We start from the raw sequence: 12,577 nt of genomic DNA, 5'->3' as shown, positions 1-12,577 counted from the left end.
AAAAAGGGATGCGATTCGCATCCCTTTTTAAAAGAGGCCGGGAGATCTGAATTCCTGGTCGGCCTGTATTGAAGCCCGGTTGCGGGCTGATGATTACTTGGCGGCCGCGCGTGCGGCTTCCGCCTTGGCCTTGGCCTCGTCCAGCTTCTTCTGCAGAGCGGCGGCTTCCGCTTCAGCCTTCTTGGCCTCTTCTTCCTTGGCCTTCTTGGCTTCGGCTTCCTTGTCGCCGCCACCCATGGCGCCGGCAATGGCATTGCCAGCCATGGTGCCGGCCACGGCGCCAACGGCAGCACCTGCCATGGTGCCCATCATGCCGGAGCCACGAGCGGCAGGAGCCGCTGCTGCTGCGGGAGCAGCCGCAGGAGCAGCCGCAGGAGCTGCCGCAGCGGCGGGGGCTGCGGGTGTGGCAGGTGCAGCAGCCTTGGGTGCGGCGGCGGCAGGAGCCACGGGGGCGGGCTGAGCGGGCGCCTTGCTGCCGATGCTGGCAGGGCGAACGGACTTGCTGCTGCCCATGCGCTTGGCCTGAGCCAGGGAAGGCACGGTCAGCGATGCGATGGCGATGGCAATCACGGAGGCAGCAGCACGGTACGAAGTCTTCACGAATTGGTTTCCAGTCATGGTTGTCATAGATGGCCGCCTGCTTTTCAAGGGTGCAGACAACCAGCGAGCCTTGCGACGCTTGTCGCATCGGGTTTGCTTGCTATGGTATTTAAAGTCAATGGTTGGATTTTCAAGGTGCTGAACTGAAACTGTCCGTAAAAGGACAGGGCTCAGACCCTGACGGCCGGATGTTGTGTGATGTATGAGGCCGCACGCTATTGTAGGAACACTCTGCATGCGCAAAAGTTCCATCAGTCTTCAATGCAGGGAAATAGTCATGAAGTGCCCCGCAGCGCCTGAAACGTGAGCGGGGCATGCTATCGAGCCAGAGGAAGATTGGTTTAGCGCTTCTGGTGCAACTGCACCCAGTCGAGAAAGCGTGTCATGTACTTGACGAGGAAGTCATGGCTGCCCTGGCTGATCTTGCCGTCGGCGTCGAGCAGCGTGTCGGACCAGCGCACAAAGCCCTCGGGCTGGGGCACGGTGGGCATGTCCAGCGACACCAGCACATTGCGCAGGTGCTGCTGGGCCATGGCCGTGGCGGCCGCGCCGGGCGAACTGCCTATCACGGCGGCCGGCAGTCCTGCCCAGACGGACTGGCCATAGGGGCGGCTCAGGCCGTCGAGCACGTTCTTGAGCGATGCGGGGATGGTGCGGTTGTATTCGGGCGTCACGAACAGAACGCCGTTGCAGCCGCGAATCAGGGGTTTGAGCTCGTCGAAAGGCTTGAAATCGGGGGTGTTGTCGAAGTCGCGGTTGTAGACCGGCAGGCGGCTGATATCGATGAATTCGAAATCGGCCTTGTCCTGCATGAGTGCGGCCAGGCCCTGGCCGAGCTGGCGGTTGATGGACTGCTTGCTGAGACTGCCCACGATGACGGCGATTCTGAGTTGGCTCATGCTCTGACCTTTCGACTGGGTTGAGGGAGATGCATGGCACTGTAGCAAAGCTGCCGGGGATTGCCGCGCCGTGGCGGGCGCAAAAAAGCCGCGGTCCCCGGGAGCTGGGACAGCGGCTTGGTGCTGGGCTGGTCTGTTTCAGCCTATCGGAGCACTTCCAGCAGGCGATCCAGGCCGCCCTCGTTGATGGCGACCTTGGCCTCGTTGCGCACGCGTGGCTTGGCGTGGAAGGCCACGGACAGGCCGGCCGCCTGCATCATGGGAATGTCGTTGCTGCCATCGCCCACGGCAATGCACTGGCTGGCATCGATGCCGATCAGCGAGGCCACTTCCAGCAGGGTGCGGCGCTTTTCCGCGCCGTCGCAGATATCGCCCCAGGCCTGCTCGACCAGACCGCCGGTCAGTGCACCGTCCTTGATCTCCAGCACATTGGCGCGTACAAAGTCGATATCCAGCAGGCCGCGCACATGCTCGGCAAAGTAGGTAAAGCCGCCGGAGACCAGCAGCACCTTCAGGCCGGCGGCCTTGGCGGCCTTGACCAGGATTTCAGCGCCCGGCGAGAGTTTCAGGCGTTCGGCCAGAACGCGGGCCATGTCGGCCTCGGTCACTCCGACCAGCTTGCCTACGCGCTGGCGCAGGCTGTCCTTGAAGTCGGTGATTTCGCCGCGCATGGTGGCTTCGGTAATCGCCGCCACTTCGGCCTTCTTGCCTGTGGCGTCGGCGATCTCGTCGATGCACTCGATGGTGATCAGCGTCGAGTCCATATCAAAGGCGATGAGCTTGTAGTCCGCCAGCTTCTGGGGAGCGGTAAAGCCGCGGATCATCAGGCCGGGGGCGAATTCGGTGGCGTCGGTCATTGCGAGTCGTGCGAATGAGGAGGTAGCAGAAAGGGGAATGGCAGAGATCGGGTCTGCGCCATTCCTCAAGATGGCCGCCATTATCCGCTGTTGTGGCGGGCTTCGGCTGGCCATTCACCCAGGAGTCTGCCCCCTGGTGCTGCTTGGGGCGGCGCCTACTGCGGCTGAATGCCGGCGGCCTTGACCAGTTCTGCATGCAGCCTGATGTCCTGGGCCACGGTCTGCCTGAGCTGCTCGGGCGTCGATGGCGCGACTTCCATGCCGTTTTCACCCAGCTTGGTCTTGATCTCGCTGTCCAGTGCAACGCGCACGGCGCGGTTGAGCTTGTCGATCACGGGCTGCGGCGTCTTGGCCGGGGCGAACAGGCCGACCCAGGCAGAGAGGCTGAGGTCGGCAAAACCGCCTTCGGCCATGGTCGGGGTGTTGGGCAGCATGGCCGCGCGCCTGGGTGCCATCAGCGCCAGGGCATGCAGCTTGCCGGCCTGGATATGGGGCAGGGCTTCAGGCAGCACGGCAAACAGCATGTCCACATTGCCCGCCAGCGTATCGTTGACGGCTGGCGCGCCGCCTTTGTAGGGCACGTGCAGCATCTTGGCCTGGGTGCGCGTCTCGAACATCAGCGCGGCCAGGTGCTGGGGGCTGCCGTCGCCGGATGAGGCAAAGGTCAGCTTGCCCGGTGCGGCCTTGGCTGCCGCCACCACGGCAGCCACACTGGGGAATTTCTGCCTGTCCTTGACCACCAGCACCATGGGCTGGTTCACCAGCTTGCTGATAGGCGCGAAGTCGGTCTCGGGGTCATAGGGCAGGGACTTGAAGATGCTCTTGTTGGTGGTCAGAAATGAGGCCGGCGAGACCATCAGCGTATAGCCGTCCGGGGCCGAGCGTGCCACGGCCGGCGTGCCGATCTGGCCGGAGGCGCCGGCGCGGTTGTCCACCACAAAAGGCTGCTTGAGTTCACTGGCCAGCTTTTGCCCCACGACTCGGGCAATCATGTCGGCGCTGCCTCCTGCGGGCAGGGCGACTATGACCTTGACCGCGCGCTCGGGATAGGAGTCCTGTGCCTGTGCCGTGACGGCAAAGCCTGCAGCCAGCGCGCAGGCCAGTGCAGGGCGGGCCATGGCATGAACGGCATGGCGAATTTTGCTATGAGCGATATTGCGAACGGGTTGGAGCAGCATGCGATCCCTCTTTTTCTCAAGATATGCATCAGCTTGGTGATGGCAGCAGTGCGATAGCCCGATGATGAGCAAGCCCTGTGCCAAATGCCTTGGCGTTTTGCCGGATGGGAAAGATGCGGTTTGCGCAGGTGCCGGGAAAGTGGCAGAGCTGAAGTGGTAGAGCTGATGCGCCTCGACGGCTTCAGCTTTCAGAATTGCCAGGCGGCTGCAGATATATGGCATCCGACCAGGTAGCCACCCAGTGCGGGCGAAAGACTACGAACACCGCCGTCAGCATGCCGGTGGTTACGCCATCGGCCCAGGCCATGAGCCAGCGGGCCATGCGCGAGAGGTCTTCGTTGACATTGGGCAGCACATGGCCTGCCCATTGGCCGACCAGAGACGCGACAAACAGACACAGAACTGTGCCCAAAAAGCCGCGCAAAAGAATGAATACAAAAATGTTGTGCCAGCACCAGCGGCGCACTGCCACACCCCAGAGCATGGCCAGCGTGGCCGGCACCAGACCTTGCCAGACCACCATGCCAAGGGCTTCCTCCAGTCCCAAGCCAGGAGCCAGTGCAAAAGCTATGGCGCCCACCGAGAGCAGCATGGGTACTGCAAGCGGCCAGCCTATCAAAAGAACGACCAGCGGTGCACCAGACCAGCGCAGCTGCAGCGGCATCTGGTGCAGCGCAGGCAGCGCCCAGACCCAGGGCAGCAGCACCAGAACGGCCAGCAGCGGCGTGATCAGAGGCGACAATATCGGGTCATGCATGCCGCCGGGGCCGGCCCGGCTGCCCAGCATGCGCCAGGGGCGGCAGAGCAGGGCCAGCAACAGGGCCAGCAGGGCAATGGCGGCTTCAAGAAACATGAGGGCTAGGCAGATCAGGTTCTGACGCCATCTTGCACCGTCTGCATCGGTAGGGCCTCAATAGCCCTGCTGGCTTTGTCAGCAGCCCTGTCAGGCATGAACGGCAGTTTCGTTCTTGAGCGGCTGGCCCAGGCTGCGCAGCACATCGCGCACCATCTGCGCACGGTCCTTGGGGTTCTCCAGCTCTTTTTCGATGCGCAGCTTCTCGTTGCCTGCCAGCTTGATGTGCTTGTTCTTCTGGATCAGGTGAATGATGTTCATGGGATCGATCGGCGGCTGGGGCTTGAAGCTGATGTTGATCACGCCAGGAGCGGCATCGACCTTCACAACACCATAGGGCTGGCTCAGCACGCGCAGGCGGTGCACGTCGATCAGGGTCTGCGCCTGGGGCGGCAGCTTGCCGAAGCGGTCCACGATTTCCTCCAGCAGGGTATCGATCTGATCGGCCGTCTTGGCCGTGGCCAGCTTCTTGTAGAACGACAGGCGCAGATGCACGTCGCCGCAGTAGTCGTTGGGCAACAGGGCCGGGGCATGCAGATTGATATCGGTGGAGGCCGACAGCGGCGAGAGCAGATCGGGTTCCTTGCCGGCCTTGAGGCTGCGCACGGCCTCGGACAGCATCTCGTTATAGAGCTGAAAGCCCACTTCCATCATATTGCCGCTCTGGTTTTCGCCCAGCACCTCGCCAGCGCCACGGATTTCCAGGTCGTGCATGGCCAGATAGAAGCCAGAGCCCAGCTCCTCCATCTGCTGTATGGCCTCCAGCCGCTGCTGGGCCTGCTTGGTCAGGCCGTCCAGGTCCGGCACCATCAGATAGGCATAGGCCTGATGGTGGCTGCGTCCCACGCGGCCACGCAGCTGGTGCAGCTGCGCCAGGCCGAACTTGTCGGCGCGGCTGATGAGAATGGTGTTGGCCGATGGCACGTCGATGCCGGTCTCGATGATGGTCGAGCACAGCAATATGTTGTAGCGCTGGGCCACGAAATCGCGCATCACACGCTCCAGCTCGCGCTCGGGCATCTGGCCGTGGGCCACGGCGATGCGGGCCTCGGGCAGGATTTCCTCCAGCTTTTGCTTGCGGTTCTCTATGGTCTCGACCTCGTTGTGCAGGAAGTAGATCTGTCCGCCGCGCTTGAGCTCGCGCAGCACGGCTTCGCGAATCACGCCCGTGCCCTCGTTGCGCACAAAGGTCTTGATGGCCAGACGCCGCTGCGGCGCCGTGGCAATCACCGACAGATCGCGCAGCCCCTCCAGCGCCATGCCCATGGTGCGCGGAATCGGGGTGGCCGTCAGTGTCAGCACATCGACCTCGGCACGCATGGCCTTCATGGCCTCCTTGTGGCGCACGCCAAAGCGGTGTTCCTCGTCGATGATGAGCAGGCCAAGGTTCTTGAACTGCGTGGATTCGGATAGCAGCTTGTGCGTGCCGACCACGATATCCACCGTACCGTCCGAGATGCCCTTGATGGCGGCCGTGATCTCCTTGCCCGAGCGAAAGCGCGACACCTCGGCCACCTTGATCGGCCATTTGGAGAAACGGTCCACCAGGGTCTGGTAATGCTGCTCGGCCAGCAGCGTGGTGGGGGCGAGGAAGGCGACTTGCTTGCCGCCCATGGCTGCCACAAAGGCTGCACGCAGCGCGACCTCGGTCTTGCCGAAGCCCACATCGCCACAGACCAGGCGGTCCATGGGCTGGGGGCTGATCATGTCCTGCACCACGGCGTGGATGGCGGCACGCTGGTCGGCCGTTTCCTCGAAGCCGAAGTCGGCCACAAACTGCTCGTAGTCGGCCGTGGGGAAGCGGAAGGCATGGCCCTGGCGCGCGGCGCGGCGGGCGTAGATATTGAGCAGCTCGGCAGCCGAGTCGCGCACCTGTTCGGCGGCCTTGCGCTTGGCTTTTTCCCATTGCGTGCCGCCCAGCTTGTGCAGCGGCGCATCGTCGGGCGAGACGCCGGTGTAGCGGCTGATCAGGTGCAACTGGCTGACGGGCACATAGAGCACGGCATCGGCCGCATATTCCAGATGCAGAAACTCCTGCAGTGCTGGCGTGCCGTCAGTGTTCTTCTGGCCCATGTCCATATTGATCAGCCCGCGATAGCGGCCTATGCCGTGGTCGGCATGAACGATGGGGTCTCCCACCTTGAGCTCGGACAGGTCCTTGATCAGGGCCTCCACATCGCTGACCTGCTCCTGGCGGCGGCGACGGCGGCCCGTGGGGCTGCTGGCGAACAGCTCGGTTTCGGTGACGAAGTCCAGGCCTTCCTCGACCCAGGCAAAGCCCGTCATCAGGCTGGAGGTGGCGATGCCGACCTTTTCCGTGGCATCGGCCTGGAACTCGGCCAGCGAATCGAACACGGGCGGGTTGACACCCGAGGCACGGAAAAAGTCGAGCAGGCTCTCGCGCCTGCCATCGGATTCGGCCAGAAGCAAGACCCGGCTTGCACTGGATGCTATATGTTTTTGCAGCTTGGCCAGCGGGTCATCGGCTCCGCGCAGCACGGAAAGGTCTTCGAGCTTCTGGAAGATGGCGCTGTCGGCCACATCTTCGGTGCCCGGGCGCAAGGCCAGCTGGGCATGTTCCTTGCTGCGGGTATAGAACTGGTCGGCACTGAGAAACAGCGTCTCGGGCGGCAGCGCCGGGTGGTCGGGGTCGCCTTGCACCAGGCGGTAGCGGTCCTTGGTATCCTGCCAGAAGCGCTGGAAGGCCGGCTCCAGATCTCCATGCAGCACCACAGTGGCCTCATCGCCCAGGTAGTCAAAGACGGTGGCCGTCTCGTCAAAGAACAAAGGCAGGTAGTACTCGATGCCGGCCGTGGCAATACCGACACCCATGTCCTTGTAGATGCGGCTGCGCGTGGGGTCGCCTTCGAGCAGCTCGCGCCAGCGGCTGCGGAACTTGGCGCGCGCCTCCTCGTCCATAGGGAATTCGCGGCCTGGCAGCAGGCGCACCTCGGGCACGGGGTAGAGGCTGCGTTGCGTGTCGGGGTCGAAGGTGCGGATGGAGTCGATCTCGTCGTCGAACAGGTCCACGCGGTAGGGCTGGAGCGAGCCCATGGGAAACAGATCGATCAGGCCGCCGCGCACCGCGTATTCGCCATGGCTGACCACCTGGGACACATGCTGGTAGCCCGCCAGCGTGAGCTGGGCCTTGAGCTTGGCCTCGTCCAGCTTCTGGCCCTGCTTGAATTCAAAGGTATAGCCGGCCAGAAACGAAGGCGGAGCCAGGCGATAAAGGGCCGTGGTGGCGGGCACGATGACCACATCGGCTCCATGCTGCTTGTCGCGCTGGTTGATGCGCCACAGCGTGGCCAGGCGCTCGCTGATCAGATCCTGGTGCGGCGAGAAGCTGTCGTAGGGCAGGGTTTCCCAGTCGGGAAACAATGCGCAGCGCAGCTCGGGGGCGAAGAAGGCCATCTCTTCCATGAGACGGTGGGCGTCGGCGGCATCGGCCGTGACGATGGCAGTGACCCGGCCGTCTTGCTTTTCGCGCTCGCCCAGCCTGGCCAGCAGCAGCGCGTCGGCGCTGCCAACTGGACGGGGCAGGTGAAAGCGTTTACCGGGAGTGAGCTTGGGCAGTTGCATGGTTTTTCACAGACGAACGCAGGCAGCGACGCACAGGAGCGGGCTGGATGCGAAAAAACGGGGACAGATTGAATGCGGGCGAGTCCGGCCATCAAAGGCAGGGCTCACAGCCCAATCAGCGCGGAGCTGATGGTTGGCGGCGCATTCACTCAAAATGGGGACACCTCAAGGCGATGCAAGCCGAAAGCAGGTCGTCGATGGATCTCAGGGGCTTTCGGACGAAATGGTGATTTTAAAATACTGTGCATGACAGATCGGTTTTTCTCGCCTGAGTCCATGACGGACGACAAGGCAAACGCTGCGGCGGCTTCATCGCCTGCATCTGCGCCCCGCTGCTGGGGGCTGATTCCCTGCGCGGGCGTCGGTCTGCGCGCCATTGCCGCAGACTCCCCGGCCCCCGAGCTGCCCAAGCAATACCAGAGTGTTGCGGGCCAGCCCATGGTCATGCACACGCTGGCCGCCATGTTGGCGGTGCAGCGCATGCACCGTGTGCTGCTGGTGGTCTCTGCTTCCGATAGCTTCTGGCAGGAGCGCGCCACGGACCCCCGGCTCAGCATTGCTGCCTGTGGCGGAGCCACCCGTGCCGAGACCGTGAGCAACGGCCTGCAGGAGCTGCTGCGCATGGGAGCCAGCGCCGAGGACTGGGTGCTGGTGCATGACGCGGCGCGCTGTCTGGTCGCATCGGCCCAGGTCAATGCCTTGATCGATGCCTGCCTGCCGGATGTGGTGGGTGGGCTGCTGGCGCTGAAGCTGCCCGACACCCTCAAGCAGCAGGCCGCTGGTGCAGGCCCGGCGCGTGTGGCGCAGACGGTGGAGCGTAGCGATAAATGGCTGGCTCAGACGCCGCAGATGTTCCGTATCGCAGCCTTGCTGGCTGCGCTGCAGGCGGCGGGCGCTGCCGTGACTGACGAAGCCAGCGCCATGGAACTGGCCGGTCACTCACCGAGACTGGTGCCGGGCGGTGCGCAGAACTTCAAGGTGACCTACCCCGACGACTTTGCGCTGGCCGAGGCCGTGCTGCTGCAGCGCAAGACGCGTGGCTAGAGGGATTCGCCATCGACTGAGCTTGGCGACGGGCAAGGCCATGTCCGACCCGGATTGGCACAGATAGCATTTAATTTGATAGCTGCTTGCGCTTCATGAGCAAGGGTTTGATAAGGATTTTTATGAATTTTCGTATTGGTGAAGGCTGGGATGTCCATGCCCTGGTCCCTGGACGCAAGCTGATTCTCGGCGGTGTCGAAGTGCCTCACAGCCTGGGCTTGCTCGGCCATTCTGATGCCGACGTGCTGCTGCATGCGATCACCGATGCCCTGTTCGGCGCTGCGGCGCTGGGCGATATCGGCCGCCATTTCTCGGACACCGACGCGCAGTTCAAGGGTGCCGACTCTGCCGTGCTGCTGGCCGAGGCTGCCAGGCGTGTGCGCGCCAAGGGCTTCGAAATCGGCAATATCGACAGCACCATCGTGGCTCAGGCGCCCAAGCTGGCACCCCATATCGAGAAGATGCGCGAGCGCATTGCCCAGGTGCTGGAGCTGGATGTGGAGCAGGTCAACGTCAAGGCCAAGACGGCCGAGAAGCTGGGGCCTGTGGGTCAGCTGCAGGCCATGGAGGCGCGTGCAGTGGCCTTGCTGGTGCGGGCTGCCTGACCCTGCTTGACGCCATGGCTGCGGCGAAAGCTGGTCATGAATCACCGTAGAGGGCTTGCACCTCGGCTCCGGTCAGGGTCGGGGTGTCATTGGCCAGCGCGTAATAGTCGGGCTTCTCGTCGATATAGATCTGCTGCGCCAGTGTCAGTCCCTGGGCGTCCTGAAACAGCCCGGCAGACAGAAAATGCTCGTTGCTTGCCAGCAGGCGGTAGAAGAGGTGGGTGCCGCAGCTGCTGCAGAAGGCGCGCTCTGCCCAGGGCGAGGAGGCATAGCGCGTGACGGGGCCGCTGGTCTGCACCGCCGTGCCGCCATGCAGGGTGAAGGCTGGGCCTTCTCCCCAGCGCCGGCACATGCTGCAGTGGCAGACATGAACTTCGTGGGTGTCGGGCGCGGTGACGAGAACGGCTTTGCACAGGCATCGGGCTTGCATGGTGAGCTCTCCGGCAGATGGTTGAAAGGCGATGCCGATTGTGCAATGAGGCGGGCAGATTCAGTCTTCCATGGTCTCATCGTCTTTCTTGTCGCGCGGCAGATTGCGCTTGACCTGGGGGCGCTGCAGGCGCTGTTCGGGCGCCGCACCGGCCGTCACGCCCATGGCGCGCTGCAGCTGCAGATGGGCGACCAGGCCGCCCGTCGATGAGTTGGAAAGGGCAAACATGCCGCCCATGCGCTGCACTGTCTTGTCCACGATGGACAGACCCAGGCCCGCACCTGCGGCTGCCGTGCGCGCCGTGTCGCCGCGGAAGAAGGGCTGGGTCAGATTGGCCAGTTGCTCGGCCGGCACGCCCTTGCCATGGTCGCGGATGCGGATGACCACCCATTTCTCGCTTTCCTTGGCAACCACGTCCACCTCGGTGGTGTCGGTGGATGGGGTCTTGCCATAGCGGCGTGCATTCTCGAAGAGGTTGGAGATGACGCGCGCCAGCTCCACCTCATCGGCCATGACGTAGAGGTCTTCGGGCACGTTCATGGTGATCTGCAGCTCACGGTGGTCCTGCACGGCATAGACGCAGGAGGCAACCACGGCGTGCAGATCCACGGGGCTGAGCATGACGCGATGATCGGGGCGGGCGTAATCCAGGAACTTGTCGATGGTGGCGTCCAGCTGCACGATGTCGGCCACCATATGCTCGCGCGCCACATCGTCATAGACGCTCATCTCGGTTTCCAGACGCAGCCGTGCCAGCGGCGTGCGCAGGTCGTGGGAGATGCCGGCCAGCATCACGGCGCGGTCCTGTTCCAGCTTGGCCAGCTTCTGCGCCATGCGGTTGAAGCCGATATTGACCTCGCGGATTTCGCTGGTCACGGCTTCCTCGTCAAGTTGGCTGGCGTCGAAGTCGCCCTCGCGCACGCGGTTAGCCGCATAAGACAGCTGCTTGAGCGGCCGGTTGATCAGACGGGCAATGGCGGCCGCGCCGATAAGCGAGAGCAGGGCGGCCGTGATCAGCCAGATCAGCCAGGTCTGGCCGCTGGCGGGAGTGAAGCGCGACTGGTCCATCAGCATCCAGTTGCGATCGCCGTTGATGGTGAAGCCAACCCACAGGCCGGGCTCTCCGTTGACGCTGCGCGCCACCACGGTGCCGTAGCCCAGGCGGGTGGTCAGCTCCTCGGTCAGCTTCTGGCCAAGGGCGTTTTGCTCCAGCAGTTCGAAGGAGTCGCCGGGCTCGCGGGGCAGAATGCGCACGCCTTCCTGGTCGGCCATGGTCTTGATCAGGGAGACGCGGTTGATCGCATCCGAATGTTCGAGGGCAGCGCGGCTCAGATTGACCAAAGAGGCCACTTGCTTGGCCGTCTGCAGCGTGCGCGGCTCGAAATCCAGTGCCCGCAATGTCTGCAGCCAGGCCAGAATGCTGCCCACCAGCAGCAGGGCCAGCAGGCAGAAAGTTCGCCAGAACAGATTCAGCCCCACAGGGGAGCGTGCTGTGCTGCGCCGCTCGTACTCCAGAGGTACGGGGCTGGTGGCGTCGGGCGGCGGATGGTGAAAAGCGCTCATGAACAGCAATGCGGAAATAACTGGACCCGAGGGTACGCCCAATATGGGCGACACGGGTTACGGTTTGTCCAAAAAGTGTCTATCTACTGGTGATTGTTGAAAGAGCTTGACTTATGGGCCCTATGGGCCAGTACCCAAGCGCAACAAGCCGCGCAGCGGGCGGCTTGTTGCGATGAAGGCGGGCAGAATCAGTTCATGCCATCGGGTACGAACACATAGCCCACGCCCCAGACGGTCTGGATATATCGTGGTGCGGCAGCGTCTTCCTCGATCAGCTTGCGCAGGCGGGAAACCTGCACGTCCAGGCTGCGGTCAAACGGCTCGAATTCGCGGCCACGGGCCAGCAGGGCCAGTTTTTCGCGCGACAGAGGCTGGCGCGGGTGGCGCACCAGGGCCTTGAGCATGGCGAATTCGCCGGTGGTGAGTGGCAACTCCTCGCCATTCTTTTGCAGCACGCGAGTGCCCAGGTCGAAGGTGAACGGGCCAAAGGTCACCACCTCGTTGTCGCCAGAAGGCGCGCCCGGTGCTTCCTGAGGCGGGCGGCGGCGCAGCACGGCATGAATGCGGGCCAGCAGTTCGCGGGGGTTGAAGGGCTTGCCCAGATAGTCGTCGGCGCCCACTTCCAGGCCCACGATGCGGTCCACATCCTCGCCCTTGGCGGTCAGCATGATGATGGGCGTGCGGTCATTGGCAGAGCGCAGGCGGCGGCAGATGGACAGGCCATCCTCGCCGGGCATCATCAGATCCAGCACGATCAGGTCGACAGTCTCGCGCAGCAGGATGCGGTTGAGCGCCTTGCCGTCCTCGGCAATCATTATCTCGAAGCCTTCCTGCGTCAGATAGCGGCGCAGCAGGTCGCGGATGCGTGCATCGTCATCCACCACGAGGATCTTGTCAGTACGGTTGTTCGTCGTTGCCATGATCGTCCTTGTCGATTTATTTGTAACTGGCCCATTGTTATCGCTA

The 12,577-nt window shown here is 63.4% G+C and carries 11 protein-coding genes; 2 read left to right on the top strand and 9 right to left on the bottom strand.

Annotated elements, in window-relative coordinates; translation table 11 throughout:
* Positions 1-93 precede the first annotated feature (93 nt).
* From FSY45_RS01700 to mfd, 6 genes are all read right to left on the bottom strand, one after another.
* Positions 94-627, bottom strand: a complete 534-nt coding sequence (locus FSY45_RS01700) for a hypothetical protein (RefSeq protein WP_046461951.1) — start codon at positions 625-627, stop codon at positions 94-96.
* A 314-nt stretch (positions 628-941) separates the two neighbouring features.
* On the bottom strand, positions 942-1,499 hold the full coding sequence (locus FSY45_RS01695; protein ID WP_046461952.1) for an NADPH-dependent FMN reductase: 558 nt from the start codon (positions 1,497-1,499) through the stop codon (positions 942-944).
* Positions 1,500-1,642: 143 nt separating this feature from the next.
* On the bottom strand, positions 1,643-2,356 hold the full coding sequence (serB, locus tag FSY45_RS01690; protein WP_046461953.1) for a phosphoserine phosphatase SerB: 714 nt from the start codon (positions 2,354-2,356) through the stop codon (positions 1,643-1,645).
* Between the two features lie 155 nt (positions 2,357-2,511).
* Positions 2,512-3,534 carry a tripartite tricarboxylate transporter substrate binding protein gene (locus FSY45_RS01685; protein WP_046461954.1) on the bottom strand — a complete coding sequence of 341 codons (1,023 nt, stop codon included), beginning with the start codon at positions 3,532-3,534 and terminating at the stop codon, positions 2,512-2,514.
* 181 nt (positions 3,535-3,715) lie between these two features.
* Entirely contained in the window at positions 3,716-4,387 is a 672-nt protein-coding gene (locus tag FSY45_RS01680) for a hypothetical protein (RefSeq protein WP_046461955.1), read from the bottom strand.
* A 90-nt stretch (positions 4,388-4,477) separates the two neighbouring features.
* Entirely contained in the window at positions 4,478-7,969 is a 3,492-nt protein-coding gene (mfd, locus tag FSY45_RS01675; RefSeq protein ID WP_046461956.1) for a transcription-repair coupling factor, read from the bottom strand.
* Between the two features lie 276 nt (positions 7,970-8,245).
* Here mfd and ispD point away from each other — a divergent pair, with 276 nt between their 5' ends.
* Together ispD and ispF are read left to right on the top strand one after the other, a co-directional pair.
* Positions 8,246-9,013, top strand: coding sequence for a 2-C-methyl-D-erythritol 4-phosphate cytidylyltransferase (gene ispD, locus FSY45_RS01670; RefSeq protein WP_046461957.1), 768 nt, complete (start codon positions 8,246-8,248; stop codon positions 9,011-9,013).
* A 122-nt stretch (positions 9,014-9,135) separates the two neighbouring features.
* A complete protein-coding gene (gene ispF / locus FSY45_RS01665; protein ID WP_003055826.1) occupies positions 9,136-9,618 on the top strand; it encodes a 2-C-methyl-D-erythritol 2,4-cyclodiphosphate synthase in 483 nt (160 codons plus the stop codon).
* Positions 9,619-9,652: 34 nt separating this feature from the next.
* On the opposite strand, the gene FSY45_RS01660 is transcribed toward ispF, so the two are convergent.
* From FSY45_RS01660 to ompR, 3 genes are all read right to left on the bottom strand, one after another.
* The gene (locus FSY45_RS01660) at positions 9,653-10,048 is read right to left on the bottom strand and encodes a GFA family protein (protein WP_046461958.1); all 396 of its coding nucleotides are present in this window, start codon (positions 10,046-10,048) and stop codon (positions 9,653-9,655) included.
* 60 nt (positions 10,049-10,108) lie between these two features.
* Entirely contained in the window at positions 10,109-11,611 is a 1,503-nt protein-coding gene (locus tag FSY45_RS01655) for a sensor histidine kinase (protein ID WP_034363318.1), read from the bottom strand.
* Positions 11,612-11,799: 188 nt separating this feature from the next.
* A complete protein-coding gene (gene ompR, locus FSY45_RS01650; RefSeq protein ID WP_003055820.1) occupies positions 11,800-12,531 on the bottom strand; it encodes a two-component system response regulator OmpR in 732 nt (243 codons plus the stop codon).
* Between the last annotated feature and the right edge of the window lie 46 nt (positions 12,532-12,577).

This window comes from Comamonas sp. Z1 (genome assembly GCF_008121555.1).
GTDB classification, from domain to species: Bacteria; Pseudomonadota; Gammaproteobacteria; order Burkholderiales; family Burkholderiaceae_C; genus Comamonas; species Comamonas thiooxydans.
This window is presented reverse-complemented; position numbering and strand designations above follow the sequence as displayed.

What these genes read in the sequence shown, in the direction of transcription:
- serB (WP_046461953.1), bottom strand. Translation starts at nt 2,356, where the DNA reads ATGACCGACGCCACCGAATTCGCCCCCGGCCTGATGATCCGCGGCTTT.
- FSY45_RS01685 (WP_046461954.1), bottom strand. Translation starts at nt 3,534, where the DNA reads ATGCTGCTCCAACCCGTTCGCAATATCGCTCATAGCAAAATTCGCCAT.
- ompR (WP_003055820.1), bottom strand. Translation starts at nt 12,531, where the DNA reads ATGGCAACGACGAACAACCGTACTGACAAGATCCTCGTGGTGGATGAC.
- FSY45_RS01700 (WP_046461951.1), bottom strand. Translation starts at nt 627, where the DNA reads ATGACAACCATGACTGGAAACCAATTCGTGAAGACTTCGTACCGTGCT.
- FSY45_RS01655 (WP_034363318.1), bottom strand. Translation starts at nt 11,611, where the DNA reads ATGAGCGCTTTTCACCATCCGCCGCCCGACGCCACCAGCCCCGTACCT.
- FSY45_RS01680 (WP_046461955.1), bottom strand. Translation starts at nt 4,387, where the DNA reads ATGTTTCTTGAAGCCGCCATTGCCCTGCTGGCCCTGTTGCTGGCCCTG.
- ispF (WP_003055826.1), top strand. Translation starts at nt 9,136, where the DNA reads ATGAATTTTCGTATTGGTGAAGGCTGGGATGTCCATGCCCTGGTCCCT.
- mfd (WP_046461956.1), bottom strand. Translation starts at nt 7,969, where the DNA reads ATGCAACTGCCCAAGCTCACTCCCGGTAAACGCTTTCACCTGCCCCGT.
- ispD (WP_046461957.1), top strand. Translation starts at nt 8,246, where the DNA reads ATGACGGACGACAAGGCAAACGCTGCGGCGGCTTCATCGCCTGCATCT.
- FSY45_RS01660 (WP_046461958.1), bottom strand. Translation starts at nt 10,048, where the DNA reads ATGCAAGCCCGATGCCTGTGCAAAGCCGTTCTCGTCACCGCGCCCGAC.
- FSY45_RS01695 (WP_046461952.1), bottom strand. Translation starts at nt 1,499, where the DNA reads ATGAGCCAACTCAGAATCGCCGTCATCGTGGGCAGTCTCAGCAAGCAG.